Source organism: Pseudomonas sp. COW5, assembly GCF_026240005.1.
Classification (GTDB): domain Bacteria; phylum Pseudomonadota; class Gammaproteobacteria; order Pseudomonadales; family Pseudomonadaceae; genus Aquipseudomonas; species Aquipseudomonas kribbensis.
Genome location: NZ_JAPHVP010000001.1, coordinates 1,700,770 through 1,724,787, shown reverse-complemented (window position 1 = coordinate 1,724,787; position 24,018 = coordinate 1,700,770). Strand labels below are relative to the sequence as shown.

Here is a 24,018-nt window from a genome sequence, read left to right as displayed (position 1 = left end):
AGCTGAGGTGCGTATAATTCTGCCAGACATCGGAGCCCGAAGACGCATGCCGCACACTAAAGATCAATTACCCGACGCGCTGTACCGCGCCACGCAGGTGCGGGCACTCGACGCACGGCTGATTGCCGCCGGTACGCCGGGCTTCGAATTGATGCAGCGTGCCGCCCATGCCACCTGGTGCGCACTGGTACGCCAATGGCCTTCGGCGAACGAACTGACGGTGCTGGCCGGGCACGGCAACAATGCTGGTGACGGATATCTGATCGCTGCACTGGCCCACTGTGCGGGCTGGAGGGTGCGGGTGCTGGCCGTCGGCGATCCGCAACGATTGCAGGGCGATGCGGCTCTGGCACATGCCGAATCGGTGGCCAAAGGCGTTGCGATTGCTGCGTGGACGGCTTCCAGTGAATTGCGCGGAATTCTTGTCGATGCGCTGCTTGGCACCGGGTTAAGCGGTGAGGTGCGCGAGCCGTACTTGCTTGCGATCGAGGCAATCAATACCAGCGGCCTGCCGGTTGTGGCGGTCGATATCCCTTCCGGTTTGTGTGCCGATACCGGTCATGTGCTGGGCCGGGCGGTGTGTGCCGATCTCACGGTGACCTTCATCGGTCTCAAGCTTGGCCTGTTTACCGGGGACGCGGCGGATCACGTCGGCAACCTGCTGTTCAACGATCTGCAAGCACCGGCCGAAACCTGCAGTGACATTGCCGTCGCCGTCCGCCGGCTCAACGCCGCTAATCTGCCGCGTCTGCCCGCCCGGGCACCGGCTGCGCACAAGGGGCGTTTTGGCCATGTCCTGCTGATCGGTGGCGATCACGGTTTTGGCGGGGCGATTATGCTCAGTACCGAAAGCGCCTTGCGCAGCGGGGCGGGGATGGTGTCGCTGGCAACTCGTCCGGAACATGTTCCGGCGGCGTTGAGCCGGGTTCCGGAAGCCATGGCGTTGGGCACCTCGTCGGCCAATCAACTGATGGCGCTGCTGGAAAAGGTGTCCGTATTGGTGGTCGGCCCGGGGCTGGGACAGGCGAGTTGGGGCCGGGCGCTGCTGTCGGCCGCCGCCAATGCGCCACTGCCGCAAGTGTGGGATGCCGATGCATTGAATCTGCTGGCCTCCGGTTTCGTCAGTTTGCCCAAGGATTGCGTGATTACACCGCATCCGGGGGAGGCGGCGCGACTGTTGGGGATCAGCACTGCCGAGGTGCAGGCTGATAGGCCGGCCGCCGCATCGGCATTGAGCAAAAAATACACAGCGGTTGTGGTGCTCAAGGGTGCAGGCAGTCTGATCGCTCATCCCGACGGGCGTCTGGCGTTGTGTCATCAAGGCCATCCGGCCATGGCCACTGTGGGCCTTGGCGATGTGCTGGCCGGTCTGGTCGGTGCGTTGCTGGCGCAGGGCATGAATGCGTTCGACGCAGCGTGCCTGGCCGTCTGGCTGCACGCCAACGCCGGGGCGCAACAAGGTAAATTCGGCCGTGGGCTGGCGGCCAGTGATCTGATTCCAGCCATTCGTCAGTTGTTGGAGGAGCATGCACCGTGTCTGAAGTAACCCTGTACCTGGCCGATGAACAGGCGATGAGCGACTTTGGCGCACGGATCGCCCGGGTGACCGGCGGCCATGGTCTGATTTTTCTCGAAGGCAACCTCGGCATGGGCAAAACCACGCTGTCGCGGGGCATCATTCGCGGGCTGGGGCATGTCGGTGCGGTAAAGAGTCCGACCTTCACGCTGGTCGAACCCTACGAGATCGGTGACGTCCGCGCCTTCCACTTTGATCTATATCGTCTGGTCGATCCGGAAGAGCTGGAGTTTCTCGGCATCCGCGACTATTTCGAAGACGACGCCCTGTGCCTGATCGAGTGGCCCGATAAAGGTGCAGGCTTTTTGCCAAAGCCTGACCTGACCATTACCATTAGCCCGCAAGACAGCGGGCGTTCGCTGACTATTTTGTCCCAGGGCTCGCGTGGCGAGGCCTGGTGTGCCGCTTTGGCGTTGGAATCCAAATAAATGATGGGGTTAGGTATGCGCTTTCGCGCGTTGGTGGCTGCCGCTGGACTGATGTTGATGGCAGTAACCGTCAACGCTGTGGCCGAGACGAAGGTCAACAGCGTGCGCCTGTGGCGGGCGCCGGACAACACGCGCCTGGTGTTCGACCTGACCGGTCCGGTGCAGCACAGCGTCTTCACCCTTACGGCACCGGATCGACTGGTGATCGACATCAATGGCGCCACTCTTGGCGCGCCGTTGAAAGTCTCCACCGCCAACACCCCGATCACCGCCATGCGCTCGGCCCAGCGTACGCCGACCGATCTGCGGGTGGTCATCGACCTGAAGAAAGCTGTTACCCCGAAAAGCTTCTCGCTGGCGCCGAACGCGCAGTATGGCAACCGTCTGGTGGTCGACCTGTTCGATAACCCGGCCGATGCCGCGCCGCCGCCAACCCCTGCGCCGGCACCGACGGTCGCCACTGTTCCGGCCGTTCCGGTAACCCCGGCCGAGCCTGCGATCAAATTGCCACCGGCACCGGCCGGCAAGCGCGACATTATTGTGGTGATCGATGCCGGTCACGGTGGCGAAGACCCGGGTGCGTCCGGCTCTCGCGGTCAGCGCGAGAAAGATGTGGTGCTGCAGATCGCCCGTGAGTTGCAGCGTCAGGTCAACGGTATGAAAGGCTTCCGCGCCGAACTGACCCGTACCGGTGACTACTTCATCCCGCTGCGTGGCCGTACCGAAATCGCCCGCAAGAAAGGCGCCGACCTGTTCGTCTCGATCCACGCCGACGCGGCGCCATCGGCGGCGGCCTTCGGGGCTTCGGTGTTTGCCCTGTCTGATCGCGGTGCCACCTCGGAAACCGCCCGTTGGCTGGCCGACAGCGAAAACCGTTCCGACCTGATCGGTGGTGCCGGCAACGTCAGCCTCGACGACAAGGACCGGATGCTCGCCGGCGTTCTGCTCGACCTGTCGATGACTGCCTCGCTGACCTCCAGCCTCAATGTCGGCCAGAAGGTCCTGACCAACATCGGCCGCGTCACGCCGCTGCACAAGCAACGCGTGGAACAGGCCGGGTTCATGGTGCTGAAGTCGCCGGACATCCCGTCGATCCTGGTGGAAACCGGCTTTATCTCCAACGCCAACGAAGCGAACAAGCTTTCGGCGTCGAGCCACCAGCAGGCGCTGGCGCGTTCGATCAGCAGCGGCGTGCGTCAGTTCTTCCAGCAGAACCCGCCACCGGGCACTTACATTGCGTGGCTGCGTGATTCGGGCAAGATCGCTCAGGGCCCGCGTGATCATCGGGTCAGCCCCGGCGAAACCCTGGCCATGATCGCGGTGCGTTATCAGGTATCGGCAGCGACCCTGCGCAGTGCCAACAACCTCAGCAGCGATGAGCTGAAGGTCGGTCAGCACCTGACCATTCCGGGTACCGAACTGGCGTCCAAAGAATGAATCAGGTTCTGAACGCAGCGCGCATCGAACTGCTCAGCCCTCGGCTGGCGAACCAGATCGCCGCCGGCGAGGTGGTTGAGCGCCCGGCCTCGGTGATCAAGGAGTTGCTGGAAAACAGCCTCGACTCCGGCGCCAAACGAATCGACGTCGATGTCGAGCAGGGTGGCGTCAAGCTGCTGCGGGTGCGCGACGATGGCAGCGGCATTTCCGCCGATGACCTGCCGCTGGCCCTGGCCCGTCACGCCACCAGCAAAATCCGCAACCTTGAAGACCTCGAACAGGTGATGAGCCTGGGTTTCCGGGGCGAAGCGCTGGCGTCGATCAGCTCCGTAGCGCGTCTGACCCTGACCTCCCGCACCCGCGACGCCGATCAGGCCTGGCAAGTCGAAACCGAAGGCCGGGACATGGCGCCCCGCGTTCAGCCTGCGGCGCACCCGGTCGGCACCTCGGTGGAAGTCCGCGACCTGTTCTTCAACACCCCGGCACGGCGCAAATTCCTCAAGACCGAAAAAACCGAATTCGATCACCTGCAGGAAGTGATCAAGCGTCTGGCGCTGGCGCGTTTCGATGTGGCGTTCCATTTGCGTCACAACGGCAAGACCATCCTCAGCCTGCACGAGGCCCACGATGATGCGGCCCGCGCCCGGCGTGTGGCGGCGATCTGCGGTTCGGGCTTCCTGGAGCAGGCCTTGCCGATCGAAATCGAGCGCAATGGCTTGCACCTGTGGGGTTGGGTCGGTCTGCCGACCTTCAACCGCAGTCAGGCGGACTTACAATATTTCTTCGTCAACGGCCGTGCGGTGCGCGACAAGCTGGTGGCTCACGCGGTGCGTCAGGCTTATCGCGATGTGCTGTTCAACGGCCGGCATCCGACGTTTGCGCTGTTTTTCGAAGTCGACCCTGCAGCGGTCGACGTCAACGTGCACCCGACCAAACACGAAGTGCGCTTCCGTGACGGGCGCATGGTGCATGACTTCCTTTATGGCACGCTGCATCGTGCGCTGGGCGATGTGCGCCCGGAAGATCAGCTTGCCGGCTCGGTCACCACCGCAGTCGTGCGGCCAACCGGTCTCGAGGCCGGCGAGTTCGGCCCACAGGGTGAGATGCGCCTGGCGGCCAATGCGTTGCTGGAGCAACCGCAAGCACAACCGGCGTTCAATACCTCGTCGGGCGCAAGCACTGGCGGCGCCTATCAGTATCAATACACGCCACGTCCGCAACCTGCCGTCCCGGCTGCCGAGGCCCAGGCCGCGTATCGCGAGTTTTTCGCGCCGCTGCCCGAGGCAAATGCCAACGCGTTGCCGGCCGGTCAGGAAGACATTCCTCCACTGGGTTACGCACTGGCGCAGCTCAAGGGCATCTACATTCTGTCCGAGAATGCTCATGGCCTGGTTTTGGTGGACATGCACGCCGCTCACGAGCGGATCATGTACGAGCGTTTGAAGATCGCCATGGCCAGTGAAGGTTTGAGCGGCCAGCCGTTGCTGGTGCCGGAGTCGCTGGCGGTGAGTCAGCGCGAGGCCGATTGTGCCGAAGAGCATGCGGCGTGGTTCCAGCGTCTCGGATTCGAATTGCAGCGTCTGGGCCCGGAAACTCTGGCGATCCGGCAGATTCCTGCCTTGCTCAAGCAGGCCGAGGCCAACCGTCTGGTGGGCGACGTGCTGTCGGACCTGATGGAGTACGGCACCAGCGACCGGATTCAGGCGCATCTGAATGAACTGCTCGGCACCATGGCCTGCCACGGCGCGATCCGCGCCAACCGCCGCCTGGCCTTGCCGGAAATGAACGGTCTGTTGCGCGACATGGAAAACACCGAGCGCAGCGGTCAATGCAACCATGGCCGACCGACCTGGACCCAGCTGGGCCTGGACGATCTGGACAAACTGTTCCTGCGCGGTCGTTGATGAGCCAGCTTCCTCCAGCGATTTTCCTGATGGGCCCGACCGCTGCGGGCAAGACCGACCTGGCCATCGAGCTGACCAAGGTGCTGCCGTGCGAGCTGATCAGCGTCGATTCGGCGCTGGTCTATCGCGGCATGGACATCGGCACCGCCAAGCCATCGAAAGAGCTGCTGGCCGAGTATCCACACCGCCTGATCGACATTCTCGACCCGGCCGAGGCTTATTCAGCTGCGGATTTCCGCCGCGACGCCTTGCAGGCGATGGCCGAAATCACCGCACGCGGAAAAATTCCGCTGCTGGTGGGCGGCACGATGCTCTATTACAAGGCTTTGGTCGAAGGTCTGGCCGATATGCCGGCGGCGGATCCCGAGGTTCGTGCGCAGATCGAAGAAGAGGCTGCACGCCATGGCTGGCAAGCCCTGCACGATCAACTGGCAGCAATCGATCCGGAATCGGCGGCGCGCATTCACCCGAACGATCCACAACGCCTGAGTCGTGCGCTGGAAGTTTATCGGGTCAGCGGTCAGAGCATGACTGAACTGCGGCTGAAACAATCTGTACAAAGTACCGAAGCGGCGGCATCGGGACGGCAACAATTGCCCTATACTGTCGCGAACTTGGCCATTGCTCCGGCAAATCGTCAGGTACTGCATGACCGCATTAAACAAAGATTCACAAATATGCTGGAACAGGGATTCATCGACGAGGTCGTAGCCCTGCGTAATAGAAGTGACCTGCATGCCGGGTTGCCGTCTATACGTGCGGTAGGCTACCGCCAAGTCTGGGATTACCTGGATGGCAAGCTGACGGCGGCCGAAATGCAGGAGCGGGGCATCATCGCCACGCGCCAATTGGCCAAACGCCAGTTTACCTGGCTGCGCAGCTGGGACGATTTGCACTGGCTCGACAGTCTGGATTGCGACAATCTGCCACGCACCTTGAAATACCTTGGGACCATCTCCATATTGAGCTGAGTCCTTGCAATTGCCGTCTATCCTTGGGGGTGTGGCGGCAAAAGCCATCTGATTACCTATTTTTTATATTGAATCCTTAAAGGAGTGCGGCACATGTCAAAAGGGCATTCGCTACAAGACCCTTACTTGAATACTTTACGTAAAGAGAAAGTTGGGGTTTCCATCTACCTGGTCAACGGTATCAAACTGCAAGGCACGATCGAATCGTTCGACCAGTTCGTTATCCTGCTGAAGAACACCGTCAGCCAGATGGTCTACAAACACGCTATCTCTACAGTCGTGCCGGTTCGTCCAATTCGTCTGCCAAGCGCAACCGAATCCGAAGCAGGTGACGCTGAGCCAGGTAACGCCTGATAGGAGTCTCCTTTGTTCTTTGAGCGCCACGGTGGTGGTGAGCGAGTCATCCTCGTTCACTTGGATGGACAGGACCCTGAGGCGCGCGAAGATCCGCAGGAGTTTCAGGAACTGGCAAATTCGGCAGGCGCCGAGACCGTTGCGTTTTTCAACGTACCGCGTCATCGGCCAACCGCCAAATACCTGATCGGCAGCGGCAAGGTCGAGGAACTTCGCGACCTGGTACACGCCGAAGAAGCCGATCTGGTCATCTTCAATCACACCCTTACGCCCAGTCAGGAACGTAACCTCGAACGTGTGTTCGAGTGTCGCGTGATCGACCGTACCGGTCTGATTCTCGATATTTTCGCCCAACGCGCCCGTACCCATGAGGGCAAGCTCCAGGTAGAACTGGCCCAGCTTGACCACATGAGCACCCGGCTGGTCCGCGGCTGGACTCACCTTGAGCGTCAGGGTGGCGGTATCGGCATGCGCGGCCCGGGTGAAACCCAGCTCGAAACCGACCGACGTCTGCTGCGGGTTCGCCTGCGCCAGATCAAGGGGCGGCTGGAAAAAGTGCGCAGTCAGCGCGAACAGTCGCGTCGCGGCCGTTCACGTGCGGATATCCCTACCGTGTCTCTGGTGGGATACACCAACGCCGGCAAATCCACGCTGTTCAATAACGTGACGAAATCCGAGGTCTATGCGGCCGACCAGTTGTTCGCCACGCTGGACCCGACCCTGCGCCGTCTGGAACTGGACGACCTCGGGCCGATCGTTCTGGCCGACACCGTGGGTTTCATTCGTCATTTGCCGCACAAGCTGGTCGAGGCATTTCGGTCTACGCTCGAAGAGTCGAGCAATTCCGACCTGCTGTTGCACGTGATCGATGCGGCCGAACCGGATCGCATGTTGCAGATCGAGCAGGTGATGGTGGTGCTGGGCGAGATTGGTGCCCAGGACTTGCCGATCCTCGAGGTCTATAACAAACTCGATTTGCTTGAAGGCGTTGAGCCACAAATCCAGCGCGACGAGAACGGCAAGCCTCAACGGGTCTGGTTGTCGGCGCGTGATGGCACTGGTCTGGAATTGCTTGAGCAAGCCATTGCCGAATTGCTGGGCAGTGATTTGTTTGTCGGAACCTTGCGTCTGCCCCAGCGGTTTGCGCGTCTGCGTGCACAGTTCTTCGAACTGGGCGCGGTACAGAAAGAAGAATACGACGAAGAAGGTGTCAGCTTGCTGGCCATTCGATTGCCGCGCTCGGAGCTCAATCGACTGGTCAGTCGTGAAGGCGTTGTGCCGACGGAGTTCATCGAGCAACACACTTTGCAATAAAAGCCTGAAAAAGCGGTTGTGCCGCAACGGCAGGCATTCTGTAGCATTGGTCGGCGCGCCGTGGGTGCGTCTTTGCTTTATCAGATGGAGAGCGCTATGGCTTGGAATGAGCCGGGTGGCAACTCGAACAATCAGGATCCTTGGGGTGGCAAGCGCCGCAATAACGGCGACCGCAAGGGACCACCAGATCTCGACGAGGCCTTCCGAAAGCTGCAGGAAAGCCTGAACGGGTTGTTCGGTGGTGGTAAGAAACGGGGTGGTGATGACGGTGGGGGTTCGGGCAAGAGTGGCGGCTTCGGCGGCCTGCTCGGCATCGGCCTCGTCGTGCTGGCGGCTGTATGGCTGTACAGCGCGGTTTACGTGGTGGACGAACAGGAGCAGGCCGTGGTGCTGCGCTTCGGCAAGTACTACGAGACTGTCGGCCCGGGTCTGAACATCTACTTCCCGCCGATCGACAAGAAGTACATGGAAAACGTCACGCGCGAGCGTGCCTACACCAAACAGGGCCAGATGCTGACCGAAGACGAGAACATCGTCGAAGTGCCGCTGACCGTGCAGTACAAGATCAGCAACCTGCAGGACTTCGTGCTGAACGTCGACCAGCCGGAGATCAGCCTGCAGCACGCGACCGACAGTGCGCTGCGCCATGTGGTGGGTTCCACCGCGATGGACCAGGTGCTGACCGAAGGTCGTGAGCTGATGGCCAGCGAGATCAAGGAACGTCTGCAACGTTTCCTCGATACCTATCGCACCGGTATCACCGTTACCCAGGTCAACGTACAGAGCGCAGCGGCACCGCGTGAAGTGCAGGAAGCCTTCGATGACGTGATCCGCGCCCGTGAAGACGAGCAGCGTTCGCGCAACCAGGCTGAAACCTACGCCAACGGCGTGGTGCCGGAAGCCCGTGGTCAGGCCCAGCGCATCCTTGAAGATGCCAACGGTTACCGTGACGAAACGGTTTCTCGCGCCAAGGGTGAGGCCGATCGCTTCACCAAGCTGGTTGCCGAGTATCGCAAGGCGCCCGAGGTCACTCGTCAGCGTCTGTACCTGGATACCATGCAGGAAGTCTTCAGCAGCACCAGCAAGGTGCTCGTGACCGGCAACAAGAACGGCCAGAGCAACCTGCTTTACCTGCCGCTGGACAAGATGATTCAGAACAGTTCGGGCAGCAGTGCACCGGTCACCGGTTCAGCCGCCGCCAGCAACAACACGGATGTCGTGCCGCATGTCACTGACCTGCCGCAGACACGTACAAGGGAGACCCGCTGATGAGCAATAAATCGCTGATCGCCCTGATCGTTGGCGTTGTTGTGGTACTGGTTGGCTGGAACTGCTTCTACATCGTGGCTCAGACCGAGCGTGCGGTGCTGCTGCAGTTCGGTCGCGTGGTTCAGGCCGATGTTCAGCCGGGTCTGCATGTGAAGGTGCCTTACGTTAACCAGGTGCGTAAATTCGACGCACGTCTGATGACGCTGGATGCACCGACGCAACGCTTCCTGACCCTGGAAAAGAAAGCCGTGATGGTCGATGCCTACGCCAAGTGGCGCGTGAAAGATGCCGAGCGCTTCTACACCGCGACTTCCGGCCTCAAGCAGATCGCCGACGAGCGTCTGTCCCGTCGTCTGGAATCGGGCCTGCGTGACCAGTTCGGTAAACGTACCCTGCACGAAGTGGTGTCCGGTGAGCGCGATGCGCTGATGGCCGACATCACGGCGTCGCTGAACAAGATGGCGGAAAAGGAACTGGGTATCGAAGTCGTCGATGTCCGGGTCAAAGCCATCGATCTGCCGAAAGAAGTGAACCGCAGCGTGTTCGAACGTATGAGCACCGAGCGTGAGCGTGAAGCTCGCGAGCACCGCGCCAAGGGTAACGAGCTGGCCGAGGGCATCCGTGCCGACGCCGATCGTCAACGCCGCGTGCTGCTGGCTGAAGCCTATCGTGAATCCGAAGAGATTCGCGGTGACGGTGATGCCCAGGCCGCTGCGATCTACTCCAAGGCCTACGGTCAGGATCAGGAGTTCTACGGTTTCTACCGCAGCCTGCGTGCCTACCGTGAAAGCTTCGCGAACAAATCCGACGTCATGGTCCTCGACCCAAGCAGCGACTTCTTCCGTTACCTGGAAAAGTCCAAGCCTTGATACGACGTTGACCTGAATCATTCCGCCCGGCGGCTAAAACCTCGGGCGGGGTGATCCTTTCGGAAAACGTGTGTATGATGCGGCAGCCGGGAAATTCCCGGCTTTTTTGCGTCTGCACGTTTGATTGCTGTTTTTGTTGCAGAAGATCGGGTTGAATGACCCGACAGTTTTTCGAGGAAAGTGATGGGCGAAGCCGGTAACAGGCCTTTCGCCGCGTCGTTCATGCGCGTGCGTTTTGAACGGGCCGGTCATTTTCTGCTTCACTCAAGGCTCGCCCTCGGGCTGGCCGCCCGGATCTAAGGGGAATGGCGTAATGGCAACGGTAGACCGCTGGCTGCTGCCAGATGGCATCGAAGAAGTACTGCCACCGGAAGCGGCGCGCATTGAAGTCGCGCGTCGTCAGGTGTTGGATCTGTTCCAGAGCTGGGGTTACGAGTTTGTCGTGACTCCCCATATCGAGTACCTGGAATCCCTGCTGACCGGCGCGGGCCAGGACCTGGATCTGCGTACCTTCAAGGTCATCGACCCGCAATCGGGCCGGCAGATGGGTTTTCGTGCCGACATCACGCCGCAAGTGGCGCGCATCGATGCGCACACCCTGCGTCGCGAAGGCCCGAGCCGTCTGTGCTACGCCGGCAGCGTGCTGCATGCCCAGCCGCGTGCCTTGTCGTCCTCGCGCAGCCCGATCCAGTTGGGCGCCGAGTTGTACGGCGATGCCAGCCCGAGCAGCGACGTTGAAGTCATCAGCCTGATGCTGGCCATGCTGCAACTGGCCGATGTGCCGGACGTGCACATGGATCTGGGACATGTCGGCATCTACCGTGGTCTGGCCCAGGCGGCCGGTCTGTCGGGTGAAGTCGAGCAGCAGCTGTTCGATGCGTTGCAACGCAAGGCCATCGACGAGGTCATTACCCTGACCGAAGGCCTGCCGACCGATCTGTCCGGCATGCTGCGTGCGCTGGTTGACCTGTGCGGCGGCCGTGAAGTATTGAGCGCTGCCCGAGAGCGTCTGGCCAATGCGCCGGCGCCGGTACTGGCGGCGCTGGAAGATTTGCTGGCGATTGCCGAGCGACTGTCGGTGCGCTTCCCGGAGTTGCCGCTGTACTTCGATCTGGGCGAGCTGCGCGGTTACCACTACCACACCGGTGTGGTGTTCGCGGTGTTCGTGCCGGGTGTCGGCCAGTCCATCGCTCAGGGCGGTCGCTATGACGACATCGGCGCCGACTTCGGTCGCGCCCGTCCGGCAACCGGCTTTTCCACCGATTTGAAAACCCTGGTGACCCTGGGGCGTGCTGAGGTCGAGCTACCGTCTGGCGGTATCTGGATGCCTGACAGTACGGATGCGGCACTCTGGCAGCAGGTTTGCCAGTTGCGCAGTGAGGGTCAGCGTGTCGTTCAGGCATTGCCTGGACAACCTTTGGCCGCCGCCCGTGATGCGGACTGCGACCGGCAATTGATCCAGCAGAACGGGCTTTGGCAAGTATCGCCACTGGCTTCTTGAGTTTTCCTGCCGGCCACCGCCGGCACCAAGTTTGCGCGAATGAGGACAAGTGTTATGGGTAAGAATGTCGTAGTCCTGGGCACCCAGTGGGGTGATGAGGGCAAAGGCAAGATCGTTGATCTGCTGACCGAACATGCTGCCGCCGTAGTGCGCTACCAAGGTGGCCACAACGCTGGCCACACACTGGTGATCGACGGTGAAAAAACCGTTCTGCACCTGATCCCGTCGGGCGTGCTGCGCGAAGGCGTGCAGTGCCTGATCGGCAACGGCGTGGTGGTTGCACCTGACGCCCTGCTGCGCGAGATCACCAAGCTGGAAGAGAAAGGCGTACCGGTGCGCGAGCGCCTGCGTATCAGCCCGTCCTGCCCGCTGATTCTGTCCTTCCACGTGGCGCTGGACCAGGCCCGTGAAAAGGCCCGTGGCGAGCTGAAGATCGGCACCACCGGTCGCGGCATCGGCCCGGCTTACGAAGACAAGGTTGCACGTCGTGGCCTGCGTGTGGGCGACCTGCTCAACATGCCGCGCTTCGAGGACAAGCTGCGTGAACTGGTGGACTACCACAACTTCATGCTGGTCGGTTACTACAAAGAACCGGCCATCGAGTTCGAAAAGACCTTGGCCGAGTGCAAGGAATACGCCGAGCTGCTCAAGCCGCTGATGCTGGACGTCACTGCCGAGCTGCACGACCTGCGTCGCGCCGGCAAAGACATCATGTTCGAAGGCGCCCAGGGTTCGTTGCTCGACATCGACCACGGTACCTATCCGTACGTGACCAGCTCCAACACCACCGCCGGCGGCGTGGCGACCGGTTCGGGCGTTGGCCCGATGTTCCTGGACTACATCCTGGGCATCACCAAGGCTTACACCACTCGCGTAGGTTCGGGTCCGTTCCCGACCGAGCTGTTCGACGAAGTCGGCGCGCACCTGGCCAAGCAGGGTCACGAGTTCGGTGCGACCACCGGCCGTGCCCGTCGTTGCGGCTGGTTCGACGCCGTTATCCTGCGTCGCGCTATCGATGTGAACAGCATCTCGGGCATCTGCCTGACCAAGCTGGACGTACTCGACGGCCTGGAAACCATCAACATCTGCACCGGCTACAAAGACGCGCAAGGCAACGCTGTCGCGCCGACTGACGCTGACAGCTACGTAGGCCTGCAGCCTGTGTACGAAGAAGTGCCGGGCTGGACCGAATCGACCGTGGGTGCCAAGACCCTGGAAGAGCTGCCGGCCAACGCTCGTGCCTACATCAAACGCGTTGAAGAATTGATTGGCGCGCCGATCGACATTATTTCGACGGGCCCGGACCGCAACGAAACCATCGTTCTGCGTCATCCGTTCGCTTGATAAGTCGTTGATGTAAAAACACAAAGGCCCCTTCATCGGGGCCTTTGTCGTTTATGCCTGTTGGACGGCATGACCTTTGCTGTGAATCTGTCTACAAGAGTGCCATCAAATTAATGGCGTCAGAAGTAGAGGGATTCACAGTGTCGGCCGTTCTCTCACTGTTACAAAGCCGTTTGTTGCGGCCCGTATTCGTTACCCTTGGTATCGCCCTTTTGGTGCAGGTGTTGGGGGCCGTTGCCCTGACGCGGAGCACCGTCACCGCGCTGGAAGCCGACCTTGGCACTCGCCTGGGCGCCGACAGCCAGAAGCTCTCCGGTGAGCTGGAGCAGGCCGGGCGTGAAGTCACGTCGAGCCTCGATACCTTATCCACCAATACTCGCCAGCGTTTGACTGCCGGCCTGTCCTCGCGTCTGAAGGAAGAGCAGGCGCAGCTGCGTACGACTCTGGAAAAAGACTTGAAGGACTCGGCCAACGACATGGCCCAGTTGCTTGCCTCCGTAGCGCCTCGCGCGATGTGGGACAGCGACGTGCCGACCCTTTCCGAATTCGCCCGCCGGGCCCAGCGCAATCCCAACGTGCTGTTCGTGGTTTACGACGACGCCACCGGCCAGCATCTGACGCGCTATCTCAACCGCGAAAACCCGATCAACAAGGCCCTTCTGGAAAAAGGCCAGGGCGAGCGGGCGCTGGATAAGGTGCTGGATGCGGCGAAGAACGATCCTTCGGTCTACTACCTCGAAGCCTCGATCAATCCCAACGGCGTGGAGATCGGCAAGGTGCTGATGGGCGTCTCGACGGCCTCGGTGGACACCGATCTGGCGGCACTCGATCAGCGCTTCTCGGCGCTGATCGCCAGCAGTGATCAACTGGTCGGCGACAGCCTCAAGGGCGCCGCCGCCGACAGCGCCACGGCCATGCGTGCGCGCCTGCAGTCGGCGCAGTCCACCGCCGCCGAGATGAAAGCCAACACGACCAACACTGTACAGGACGCCGCTGCCACGCTGCGCTGGCGTATCGGTATGGGACTGGCGCTGGTCGGCGCCGGCGTGCTGTTGCTGTTGGCGGTCGTGCTCGGCCACCGTGTGGTCAATCGCTTGAAGATGCTCAACGCTGCCATGGATGACCTGGCGGCAGGCGAGGGCGATCTGACCAAGCGGGTGCAGATCAACAGCAAGGACGAAATCGGCGACATGGCTTCGGCGGTCAATCGCTTTGTGGATAAGTTGCAACCGATCGTGCGCGAGGCCGGGGATGTGGCCCAGCGCACCGGTGTGGAAATCGGCGCGATGACCCTGCGCAATGCGGGTGCCGATGCGGCTGCCGGGATGCAGCGCGATGAAGTCGCCGAAAGCCTGCGCGCGCTGTCGCAAATGGCTGATGAGGCGCAGTCGGAAAGCCATGCGATGCAGGCGGCGCTGAAGCAGGTTGTGGATATTCGTCAGGCCACCGACGAGAACACCCGCACGTCGGCCAAGGTCGGCAGCCTGATCGAGGCGCTGGCGGGGCAGGTCGACACCGGGGCGAAAGTCATCGAGCGACTGGCGCAGCAGAGTGAGCAGATCGAAGTGGTGCTGACCGTGATTCACGGCATCGCCGAGCAGACCAACCTGCTGGCGCTCAACGCCGCCATCGAAGCGGCCCGGGCCGGTGAGACCGGTCGCGGTTTTGCGGTGGTGGCAGACGAAGTCCGGGCGCTGGCGAGCAAGACCCAAAGCTCCACCGGCGACATTCAGGCGCACATCGTGGCCTTGCAGCAGGGCGCCCGTGAGGCGGTTGAGGCGATTGGTCAGGCCGGGCGTCAGGCCAGCGAAGGTTTGCTGGTGCTGCGTGACAGCGCGCGGTTGCAGCAGTCTGTGCAGGCGTCGGTCGAGCAGGTGCATGCGGCGATTGGTCTGGCGACTCAGGCTGCTGCGCATCAGGCTCAGGGCGCGCAGGCCGTGCGTGGTCGGGTCGAGACGATTCATGCCCAGGCGGAGAAAGCCGCTCAGGCGGTGGTCGAGACCACCGCCAGCGGCAAGGTGCTGGATGGTCTGGCGGCGCAGCTCAAGGCCAGCCTGGGGCAGTTTCGGGCCTGATAGTGCGGGCAAAAAAAATCGCAGCTTCGGCTGCGATTTTTTTATCGGCTCAAATACATCCGGGTTGTCAGCAGGTAGACGGGCAGCCCCGACACCACGATCAACAACGCTGCATAAGGTGCTGCGGCTGCGAACTCGACATTCGCGGTGTGTGCCCACACCTCGGTTGCCAAGGTGTTGAGCCCGGTCGGACTCAGCAGCAGCGTCGCCGTCAGTTCCTTCATGGCATCCAGAAACACCAGCGCGAACGCCGCGCCCAGTGCCGGGAAAATGATCGGCAGGGTCACTCGGCAGAACGCCGTGAACGACGACGCACCCAGTGTGCGGGCGGCTTCTTCCAGTTGGGGTGCTGCCTTGTTCAGCGCTGTGCGGATTGGCGCCTGAGCCAGTGGCAGGAACAGCAGTGCATAGGCGATCAGCAACAACATGGATGTCTGATACAGCGCCGGCACGTAATGCAGGGCGAAATACACTAGCGTCAGGGCGATCACCAGCCCCGGCAGCGCGTGCAGCAGATAGGGCAGACGCTCGGCCCAGATCGCCAGTTGGCCTTTGTAGCGCACTACCAGCAATCCGACCGGTACAGCCAGTAGCAGACACAGTCCCGCGCCACCCAGCGACAGCGCCAGCGACGACAGCAGCGCTTCAGTGATTGCCGCCACCGGGAACGCGGCAGACGAACCCACGGCGAGCCAGTACGCCAGCATCCCCAGTGGAATCCCGCTGCCGACAATCGCCAGTATCAGGCAATACAACTGACCGGCAATTGCCCAGGGTCCCAGTTGCACTTGCTCGGCCCGGCGCGCCGCACCCTGGCCGGTTCGCACGTGACGTCCCTTGCCACGCACCCGCAGTTCCAGCCATAGCAGCATCAGGCACAGCGCCAGCAGCACCGCGGACAGCATTGCGGCATTGGCATTGCTGAATTCCAGCTCGAATTGCTGATAGATCGCGGTGGTGAAGGTTTGCAGGCCAATGATCGACAGTGCGCCGAATTCCACCAGCATGTGCAACGCAATCAGCAGCGAACCGGCCAGCAGCGAAGGCCAGAGCAGGGGCAGGGTGACGCGGAAAAACACGCCCCAGCGATTCTGTCCCAGTGTTCTTGCCGACTCTTCAAGGGAAGGGTCGAGATTGCGCAGGGTGGCTGCTACCGGAAGAAAGATCAGTGGGTATTTCGACAGGCTCATCACCAGGATCGCCCCGCCGAGTCCTTCGAACTGCGCGCTGAGCGATACCCAGGTAAAACTGCTGACGAATGCCGGTACCGCAAACGGCAAACACAGAATCACGCCCCACAAACGCCGGCCCGGCAGGTTGCTGCGTTCCAGCAACCACGCCAGCGACAGACCGATCACGCCGCAAGTCACGGTTACGCCGACCATCAGTGCCAGCGTGTTGCGCAGCAGGCCGAACACGTAAGGGCGCCACAGCAAATGCAGCGCCTCGGACCAGCCCGCCTGCCAGGCTTTGAGCCCGACGTAGGCAAGAGGCAACAGGCTCATCACCACCAGCAGCAACACCGGCAGCACCAGCCAGATCGACGGCCGCTTGCGCCGTGGCACGTAACCCCCGCGCGTGGCGGGGGCGGATAACGAGGCGCTCATCAGTTCAGGCCAACTTCGCGTTCCAGATCCAGCGCTTCTTCGGCATTGCCCAGATCGGCCGGCGTGACGTCCGGCGCTTCCAGTTCACTGAAAGGCTTGAGGCCGCGATCCGATTCCATGCCGTTGTGCAGCGGATACTCGGCAGTCGTCTGGGTGATCACGCGCTGGCCTTCTTCGCTGGCCATGTAGGCGAGAAACTGCTGGGCTTCTTTGGGATGTTTGCTGGACTTCAGCACCGCGGCGCTGGAGACGGTGATCAAGCCGCCCACGTCGCCACCGGTGAAGTAGTGCAGCTTGGAATCAAGCTTGCCTTTCTCCCGTTGCAGGGCGAACCAGTAGTAGTTGTTCACCAGTACGGTGGCGACTTCGCCGTTTTCCACAGCCTTGAGGGCAACCATGTTGTTGCTGTAGGTCTTGCCGAAGGCACGCAGGCCGGTCAGCCATTCTTCGGCGGCTTCACGACCATGCTTTTTGATGATGGCGACGGCCTGTTCCTGAAAGGCACCGCTGGTGGGCACGAAGCCGACCTTGCCTTGCCACTGCGGATCGGCGAAATCCAGTACCGATTTGGGCAGGTCTTTCTCATCAACCAGCTTCGGGTTGAAGGCGACTACACGAACCCGTGCGGTGACGCCGATCCAGGTGCCATTGCCGGCGACGTATTTTTTCGGCAGGACTGCCAGAGTGGCATCGTCGGACTTGGCCAGCAGGCCGAGTTCGCCGAGGTTGTTCAGTGGCGGGGACTCTTCGGTGTAGATGACGTCGGCCGGGGAGCGGTCGCCTTCTTCGATAATCTGGCTGGCGAGCTGGTTGCTGCTGCCCTTGCGCACATTGACGTGAATACCGGTCTTGGCTTCGAAGGCCTTGGCGATCGCGTCGCCGACTTCCTTGTGTTGACCGTTGTAGAGAGTCAGGGAAACCGTATCGGCAGCCTGGGTGAGGGGAGTGGCGAGTGCCAGGCCGAGCAGGGTGAAGGTCAAGCCGCGGCGCAGGGTATTTCGAAACATCATTCGCAGGGTTCCTCACTGTCGCATTGCAAAAACTTGCAACAATGATAAACGATATCGTTTCTCAAATGCTCCTTGCGAGCAGGATAAGGGTTTGGTAGGGCGGCTTTAGTTTTTCAGGAAGCCAGAAACGCAAAAACCCGCTTTCGCGGGTTTTTGTGAGATTCAAGATCGTGACCTTGAATTTGAATTGGTGCCCAGAAGAAGACTCGAACTTCCACGACCGTAAGGTCACCAGCACCTGAAGCTGGCGTGTCTACCAATTTCACCACCTGGGCATCTCGACAGCGTCTGTACGTCGTCGATGGCGCGCACTATACGGAGCGCCTTTTTAACTGTAAACCCCTGCCAGCAAAAAAAATGGTTTTTTTTACCAGCGGTGTTCAAAACGCCTTTCAGACGTCGATACAAGGCTCCAGACGCGCCTTATAGAGTCGGAAATTTCCCGTTTGATGGCGCCTATGCCAAACTAACCCGCATATAGACAAGGTGAAAACTCTCTAATGGCCGATTGGCAGTCCCTCGATCCCGAGGCCGCTCGTGAAGCGGAAAAATATGAAAACCCTATTCCCAGCCGCGAACTGATCCTTCAGCACCTTGCTGATCGGGGTTCGCCTGCTGCCCGCGAGCAACTGGTGGAAGAATTTGGTCTGACCACAGAAGACCAGATCGAAGCCCTGCGCCGCCGCCTGCGCGCCATGGAGCGCGACGCTCAACTGATCTACACCCGCCGTGGCACTTATGCGCCGGTGGACAAGCTCGACCTGATCCTCGGCCGCATCAGCGGTCACCGCGACGGCTTCGGCTTCCTGGTGCCGGACGACGGCTCCGACGACCTGTTCATGAGCCCGGCGCAAATGCGTCTGGTGTTCGACGGTGACCGTGCTTTGGCCCGTGTGTCCGGCCTGGACCGTCGCGGCCGTCGCGAAGGCGTGATCGTCGAAGTGGTGTCCCGTGCCCACGAAAGCATCGTCGGCCGTTACTTCGAAGAGGGCGGCATCGGCTTTGTGGTCGCGGACAACCCGAAGATCCAGCAGGAAGTGCTGGTGACCCCGGGTCGCAACGCCAACGCCCAGATTGGTCAGTTCGTCGAGGTGAAAATCACCCACTGGCCGACTCCGCGCTTCCAGCCGCAAGGCGATGTGATCGAAGTCGTCGGCAACTACATGGCGCCGGGCATGGAAATCGATGTCGCCCTGCGCACCTACGACATTCCGCACGTCTGGCCTGAAGCCGTTCTGAAGGAAGCCGGCAAGCTCAAGCCGGAGGTCGAAGAGAAAGACAAAGAGAAGCGTGTCGACCTGCGCCATCTGCCGTTCGTCACTATCGACGGTGAGGACGCCCGCGACTTCGACGACGCGGTCTACTGCGAATCCAAGCCAGGCAAGTTGCGCCTGTTCTCCGGCGGCTGGAAGTTGTACGTGGCGATTGCCGACGTTTCCAGCTACGTGAAGATCGGCTCAGCCCTGGACAACGAAGCCCAGGTGCGCGGCAACTCGGTTTACTTCCCCGAGCGCGTGGTGCCGATGCTGCCGGAGCAGCTCTCCAACGGCCTGTGCTCGCTGAACCCGCACGTCGATCGTCTGGCCATGGTTTGCGAGATGACCATCTCCAAGTCCGGCGAAATGACCGACTACTGCTTCTATGAGGCAGTGATCCACTCCCACGCCCGTCTGACCTACAACAAGGTCAGCGCGATGCTGGAAACGCCGAAAGCCACCGAAGGGCGCAAGCTTCGCGGCGAATACACCGACGTCCTGCCGCATCTGAAGCAGCTCTACGCGCTGTACAAAGTGTTGCTGGCCGCCCGTCACGTGCGTGGCGCGATCGATTTCGAAACGCAGGAAACCCGGATCATCTTCGGTTCCGAGCGCAAGATTGCCGAAATCCGCCCGACCACCCGTAACGACGCGCACAAGCTGATCGAGGAATGCATGCTGGCGGCCAACGTGGCTACCGCCGAATTCCTGAAAAAGCACGAAATCCCTGCGCTGTACCGCGTCCACGACGGTCCGCCACCGGAGCGTCTGGAAAAACTGCGCGCGTTCCTCGGCGAGCTCGGCCTGTCCCTGCACAAAGGCAAGGACGGCCCGACGCCGAAGGACTATCAGGCCCTGCTGGCCAGCATCAAGGATCGTCCGGATTTCCACCTGATCCAGACCGTGATGCTGCGCTCCCTGAGCCAGGCGGTGTACAGCGCCCAGAACGAAGGCCACTTCGGCCTGAATTACGAAGCCTACACCCACTTCACCTCGCCGATCCGTCGTTACCCGGACCTGCTCACGCACCGCGCGATCCGCAGCGTGATCCATTCGAAACAGGACACCCCGCACGTTCGCCGTGCCGGTGCGATGACCATTCCGAAGGCGCGCATCTATCCGTACGACGAAGCGGCCCTGGAGCAACTCGGCGAGCAGTGCTCGATGAGCGAGCGTCGTGCCGACGAAGCGACCCGCGACGTGGTGAACTGGCTCAAGTGCGAGTTCATGAAAGACCGCGTGGGCGAATCGTTCCCGGGCGTGATCACTGCCGTGACCGGTTTTGGCCTGTTCGTCGAACTGACCGATATCTACGTCGAAGGTCTGGTGCATGTGACGGCGCTGCCGGGCGATTACTACCACTTCGACCCTGTGCATCACCGCCTGGCGGGCGAGCGCACCGGTCGCAGCTTCCGTCTTGGCGATACCGTTGAAGTGCGCGTCATGCGCGTCGATCTCGACGAGCGCAAGATCGACTTCGAGATGGCCGAAAAAACCATCAGCGCACCAATCGGCCGCAAGAAGCGTGGCACCGAAACCGCTGCTCCAGCGGCCAAGGCTGTGGAAGAAAAGGCTCCGGCCAAAACCGCCAGCCGTCGTCCGGCCAAGGAAAAGGTCGCTGAGGCTTATCGCCCGAGCGATGCCGTGGCGAAAAACGCCGAGCTGCGCAAAAGCCGTGAAATGAAGAAGGCCTTGCTGGCCGACGCCAAAAACGGTGGTAAAGCGGCGTCCGGGGGAAAGACCGGACGGTCGGCGCCTGAAAAGGCCTCCGGCGGCAAGCCAGGCAAACCGAGCAAACACCGCAAGGGCCCGCCAAAAGCGGGTTCTGCTCCAGCCAAAAGCGGCGGAGCACGTAAACCGAAGGCGAAGTCATGAGTCAGTTGGAAAAAATCTACGGCGTTCACGCGGTAGAAGCGTTGCTGCGTCACCACCCTAAACGCGTCAAGCAGATCTGGCTGGCTGAAAGCCGCAACGATCCGCGGGTGCAGACACTGATCGAGCTGGCCAACGAAAACCGCGTCCAGATCGGTCAGGCCGAGCGCCGCGAAATGGACGCCTGGGTCGAAGGCGTGCACCAGGGCGTGGTGGCGGACGTCAGTCCGAGCCAGGTCTGGGGCGAAGCGATGCTCGACGAGCTGCTCGACCGCACCGAAGGCGCGCCGCTGCTGTTGGTGCTCGACGGCGTGACCGATCCGCACAACCTCGGCGCCTGCCTGCGTTCGGCGGATGCTGCCGGTGCGCTGGCGGTCATCGTGCCGAAAGACAAGTCGGCCACCCTGACGCCGGTCGTGCGTAAAGTGGCCTGCGGCGCGGCGGAAGTGATTCCGCTGGTGGCCGTGACCAACCTTGCGCGCACCCTGGAAAAGCTTCAGCAACGCGGTCTGTGGATTGTCGGCACGGCGGGTGAGGCCGAGGTCAGCATCTACGACCAGGACCTGACCGGCCCGACCATCCTGATCATGGGCGCCGAAGGCAAAGGCATGCGTCGCCTGACCCGTGAACATTGCGACTACCTGGTGAACCTGCCGATGGCCGGTAGCGTCAGCAGTCTCAACGTATCGGTTGCGACCGGCGTGTGCCTGTTCGAGGCTCAGCGCCAGCGCGGTGCAAAGGCCAAGGCGGCTGCCAAAAAGGCTTAAGCCTCACGGCGATTCAAATGTGGGAGCGGGCTTGCTCGCGAAAGCGGTGTGTCATTCAGCAATGATGTTGGATGTGATGCCGCATTCGCGAGCAAGCCCGCTTCCACATTGGTTCTGCGCAATGGTGCTGATCGGTGATGTGAACGAGCTGTTCAAATAATCACCAATTGCCTTGCACCTCTTCTGTCCCTTCTCTACAATTGCGCCCCTTGCTGTGACGGCAGGCACCCATGTGCCCCGCGCCGGCAAGTCCATAAGTGTCATTCACTCCTTGTCTGACCGTTTTTGAGCGGCAGGCTACAACCCGTAAGGAGCATTCATGCGTCATTACGAAATCATCTTTCTGGTCCACCCTGACCAGAGCGAGCAAGTCGGCGGCATGGTTGAGCGTTACACCAAGCTGATCGAAGAAGACGGCGGCAAAATCCACCGTCTGGAAGACTGGGGCCGTCGTCAACTGGCCTACGCAATCAACAATGTTCACAAGGCTCACTACGTGATGCTGAACGTTGAGTGCACCGGCAAGGCCCTGGCCGAGCTGGAAGACAACTTCCGCTACAACGATGCTGTGATCCGTAACCTGGTCATCCGTCGCGACGAAGCCGTTACCGGCCAGTCCGAGATGCTCAAGGCTGAAGAAAACCGCAGTGAGCGCCGTGAGCGTCGCGAACGTCCTGAGCACGATGGCAGCGCCGATGGCGATGACAGCGATAGCGACAGCGACAACAGCGATAACGCTGACGAGTAATCCACGGACCTTTTAAGGAGCCTATCAAATGGCACGTTTCTTCCGTCGTCGTAAATTCTGCCGCTTCACCGCTGAAGACGTGAAGGAGATCGACTACAAAGATCTCAACACTCTGAAAGCCTACGTATCCGAGACCGGCAAAATCGTTCCAAGCCGCATCACCGGTACCAAAGCTCGTTATCAGCGTCAGCTGGCCACCGCTATCAAGCGCGCCCGCTTCCTGGCCCTGCTGGCCTACACCGACAGCCACGGCCGCTGAGACCGGGTAGTCGACAAGTAAGTAAGGGATCGAATGCATGCGTGCCTTGGCTGAATTCATCATGCGGGGGCGTATGCAGGCCACGCTGGTCGTGGCCGGATCTGCGGCATTGCCGCTGTTGTTCTGGTTGAGTGCCGCTGCAGGTTGCCTTGTGCTCCTGCGGCGCGGTTCGGACGCCTTGAGCGTCCTGGGTGTGGGAGTGTTGTCAGCGTTGGTGAGCTGGCACTACCTCAAAGACCCGACGGCACTGATTGTGCTGCTCGGGGCTTGCGGTCTGGCGCTGGTTTTACGCGCCGAACACACCTGGAATCGCGTGCTGCTGGTCAGCGTGGCCGTGGGATTGTTGATTGCCGTGAGCCTGGGGACCGTTTTCGGTTCCTTCACCGAAGCGCTGGCGCAGACGTTTGAACAAGTCTTGCCGCTGGCGATGGGTGAGGTCTACGAGAAATTCTCGGCAGATCAGAAGGCGATTCTCACGGGATTGGCGGTTCCACTGTCGATCATTTCGACAGCGGTGTCGTTGCAGGTCTTTAGCGTGCTGTGCCTGATTCTTGGGCGCTACTGGCAGGCGTTGTTGTATAACCCCGGCGGTTTCGGTCGCGAGTTTCGCGCCATCCGACTGCCGAAAGGCGTTGCGCTGTCGCTTCTGGCCGTCATGTGTGTGGCACCGTTCTTCGGTCTGCACGCACTGGTTCTGTTGCCGTTGTGCAGCGTGCCGCTGTTCTTCGCCGGTCTGGCCCTGGTTCACGGGCTGGTGGCGCAGAAACGGCTGGCCGGTTTCTGGCTGGTGGGGATATACGTCACGCTCGTGCCTTTCATGCACTTGCTCGGTCCGTTGCTTGTGGTCTTGGCCATTGTCGACAGCCTGATTGATTTTCGCGGTCGTCACGTGTCGAAAGACACCGATAACGCGAACGGTGAAGGTTAAAAGTTAAGAGGATTTCCACATGCAACTGATCCTTCTGGAAAAAATCGCCAACCTGGGCAACCTGGGCGACAAAGTAAACGTTAAGGCCGGTTACGGCCGTAACTACCTGCTGCCTTTCGGCAAAGCTACCGCTGCGACCGCTGCCAACCTGGCTGCGTTCGAAGAGCGTCGCGCTGAGCTGGAAAAAGCCGCTGCCGACCGTAAAGCATCGGCTGAAAGCCGTGCTGCCCAACTGGCCGAGCTGGAAGTGACCATCACTGCCACCGCTGGCGACGAAGGCAAGCTGTTCGGTTCGATCGGTACTCACGACATCGCTGACGCACTGACCGCCTCCGGCGTTGAAGTTGCGAAAAGCGAAGTTCGTCTGCCGAACGGCACCATCCGCAACGTGGGTGAATTCGACGTGGCTGTGCACCTGCACGCCGAAGTTGAAGCCACCGTACGCGTTGTCGTGGTAGCAGCTTAAGCAACACCTGATCGACTGGCGGCTTGTTCGCCAGACGGTTAACATCGGGCACGATCCTGTCTA

Annotated in this window: 20 protein-coding genes and 1 tRNA gene; 18 read left to right on the top strand and 3 right to left on the bottom strand. The window is 61.1% G+C overall.

Annotated features, from left to right (window positions below):
- Positions 1 to 46 precede the first annotated feature (46 nt).
- The 12 genes from OQ248_RS07860 (at position 47) to OQ248_RS07805 (ending at position 15,042) form a co-directional block, all read left to right on the top strand.
- Entirely contained in the window at positions 47 to 1,546 is a 1,500-nt protein-coding gene (locus tag OQ248_RS07860) for an NAD(P)H-hydrate dehydratase (protein WP_265812499.1), read from the top strand.
- Positions 1,534 to 2,004 carry a tRNA (adenosine(37)-N6)-threonylcarbamoyltransferase complex ATPase subunit type 1 TsaE gene (gene tsaE, locus OQ248_RS07855; RefSeq protein WP_119429449.1) on the top strand — a complete coding sequence of 157 codons (471 nt, stop codon included), beginning with the start codon at positions 1,534 to 1,536 and terminating at the stop codon, positions 2,002 to 2,004. The genes OQ248_RS07860 and tsaE overlap by 13 nt, the downstream gene beginning before the upstream one ends.
- Positions 2,005 to 3,441, top strand: a complete 1,437-nt coding sequence (locus OQ248_RS07850) for an N-acetylmuramoyl-L-alanine amidase (protein ID WP_085711154.1) — start codon at positions 2,005 to 2,007, stop codon at positions 3,439 to 3,441.
- On the top strand, positions 3,438 to 5,345 hold the full coding sequence (gene mutL / locus OQ248_RS07845) for a DNA mismatch repair endonuclease MutL (RefSeq protein WP_248738525.1): 1,908 nt from the start codon (positions 3,438 to 3,440) through the stop codon (positions 5,343 to 5,345). Before OQ248_RS07850 ends, mutL begins: the two co-directional genes overlap by 4 nt.
- Complete coding sequence (gene miaA, locus OQ248_RS07840) at positions 5,345 to 6,316, top strand: tRNA (adenosine(37)-N6)-dimethylallyltransferase MiaA (RefSeq protein WP_265812498.1); 972 nt, start codon at positions 5,345 to 5,347, stop codon at positions 6,314 to 6,316. The genes mutL and miaA overlap by 1 nt, the downstream gene beginning before the upstream one ends.
- Before the next feature lie 93 nt (positions 6,317 to 6,409).
- Positions 6,410 to 6,670 carry an RNA chaperone Hfq gene (gene hfq, locus OQ248_RS07835; RefSeq protein WP_007902656.1) on the top strand — a complete coding sequence of 87 codons (261 nt, stop codon included), beginning with the start codon at positions 6,410 to 6,412 and terminating at the stop codon, positions 6,668 to 6,670.
- A 12-nt stretch (positions 6,671 to 6,682) separates the two neighbouring features.
- The gene (gene hflX / locus OQ248_RS07830; protein ID WP_064379099.1) at positions 6,683 to 7,984 is read left to right on the top strand and encodes a ribosome rescue GTPase HflX; all 1,302 of its coding nucleotides are present in this window, start codon (positions 6,683 to 6,685) and stop codon (positions 7,982 to 7,984) included.
- Positions 7,985 to 8,080: 96 nt separating this feature from the next.
- Positions 8,081 to 9,253: an FtsH protease activity modulator HflK gene (hflK, locus tag OQ248_RS07825; RefSeq protein ID WP_085711157.1), complete on the top strand. Its 1,173-nt coding sequence runs from the start codon at positions 8,081 to 8,083 to the stop codon at positions 9,251 to 9,253.
- The gene (gene hflC / locus OQ248_RS07820) at positions 9,253 to 10,122 is read left to right on the top strand and encodes a protease modulator HflC (RefSeq protein ID WP_027611416.1); all 870 of its coding nucleotides are present in this window, start codon (positions 9,253 to 9,255) and stop codon (positions 10,120 to 10,122) included. Before hflK ends, hflC begins: the two co-directional genes overlap by 1 nt.
- 313 nt (positions 10,123 to 10,435) lie before the next feature.
- Positions 10,436 to 11,623 carry an ATP phosphoribosyltransferase regulatory subunit gene (locus tag OQ248_RS07815; RefSeq protein ID WP_265812497.1) on the top strand — a complete coding sequence of 396 codons (1,188 nt, stop codon included), beginning with the start codon at positions 10,436 to 10,438 and terminating at the stop codon, positions 11,621 to 11,623.
- Positions 11,624 to 11,677: 54 nt separating this feature from the next.
- On the top strand, positions 11,678 to 12,967 hold the full coding sequence (locus OQ248_RS07810) for an adenylosuccinate synthase (protein WP_085711159.1): 1,290 nt from the start codon (positions 11,678 to 11,680) through the stop codon (positions 12,965 to 12,967).
- Positions 12,968 to 13,107: 140 nt separating this feature from the next.
- Positions 13,108 to 15,042, top strand: coding sequence for a methyl-accepting chemotaxis protein (locus OQ248_RS07805; RefSeq protein WP_265812496.1), 1,935 nt, complete (start codon positions 13,108 to 13,110; stop codon positions 15,040 to 15,042).
- A 41-nt stretch (positions 15,043 to 15,083) separates the two neighbouring features.
- Here OQ248_RS07805 and OQ248_RS07800 read toward each other — a convergent pair whose 3' ends face one another.
- The 3 genes from OQ248_RS07800 to OQ248_RS07790 all read right to left on the bottom strand — a co-directional run bounded on the left by OQ248_RS07800 (position 15,084) and on the right by OQ248_RS07790 (position 17,934).
- The gene (locus OQ248_RS07800; RefSeq protein WP_265812495.1) at positions 15,084 to 16,649 is read right to left on the bottom strand and encodes an iron ABC transporter permease; all 1,566 of its coding nucleotides are present in this window, start codon (positions 16,647 to 16,649) and stop codon (positions 15,084 to 15,086) included.
- A complete protein-coding gene (locus OQ248_RS07795) occupies positions 16,649 to 17,659 on the bottom strand; it encodes an extracellular solute-binding protein (protein WP_134825291.1) in 1,011 nt (336 codons plus the stop codon). The genes OQ248_RS07800 and OQ248_RS07795 overlap by 1 nt, the downstream gene beginning before the upstream one ends.
- 188 nt (positions 17,660 to 17,847) lie before the next feature.
- Positions 17,848 to 17,934: transfer RNA gene (locus tag OQ248_RS07790), tRNA-Leu, on the bottom strand.
- Positions 17,935 to 18,159: 225 nt separating this feature from the next.
- Between OQ248_RS07790 and rnr the strand changes: the two genes are divergently transcribed.
- The 6 genes from rnr to rplI all read left to right on the top strand — a co-directional run bounded on the left by rnr (position 18,160) and on the right by rplI (position 23,955).
- Positions 18,160 to 20,790 carry a ribonuclease R gene (gene rnr, locus OQ248_RS07785; protein ID WP_265812494.1) on the top strand — a complete coding sequence of 877 codons (2,631 nt, stop codon included), beginning with the start codon at positions 18,160 to 18,162 and terminating at the stop codon, positions 20,788 to 20,790.
- Positions 20,787 to 21,554 (top strand): 23S rRNA (guanosine(2251)-2'-O)-methyltransferase RlmB, encoded by a 768-nt coding sequence (gene rlmB / locus OQ248_RS07780; protein WP_265812493.1) that lies wholly within the window; start codon positions 20,787 to 20,789, stop codon positions 21,552 to 21,554. Before rnr ends, rlmB begins: the two co-directional genes overlap by 4 nt.
- Positions 21,555 to 21,873: 319 nt before the next feature.
- Positions 21,874 to 22,302: a 30S ribosomal protein S6 gene (gene rpsF, locus OQ248_RS07775; protein ID WP_007950702.1), complete on the top strand. Its 429-nt coding sequence runs from the start codon at positions 21,874 to 21,876 to the stop codon at positions 22,300 to 22,302.
- Between the two features lie 28 nt (positions 22,303 to 22,330).
- On the top strand, positions 22,331 to 22,561 hold the full coding sequence (gene rpsR, locus OQ248_RS07770) for a 30S ribosomal protein S18 (protein WP_002551829.1): 231 nt from the start codon (positions 22,331 to 22,333) through the stop codon (positions 22,559 to 22,561).
- 37 nt (positions 22,562 to 22,598) lie between these two features.
- Positions 22,599 to 23,489: a hypothetical protein gene (locus OQ248_RS07765; protein WP_085711164.1), complete on the top strand. Its 891-nt coding sequence runs from the start codon at positions 22,599 to 22,601 to the stop codon at positions 23,487 to 23,489.
- Between the two features lie 19 nt (positions 23,490 to 23,508).
- A complete protein-coding gene (gene rplI / locus OQ248_RS07760) occupies positions 23,509 to 23,955 on the top strand; it encodes a 50S ribosomal protein L9 (protein WP_003186385.1) in 447 nt (148 codons plus the stop codon).
- Positions 23,956 to 24,018 lie beyond the last annotated feature (63 nt).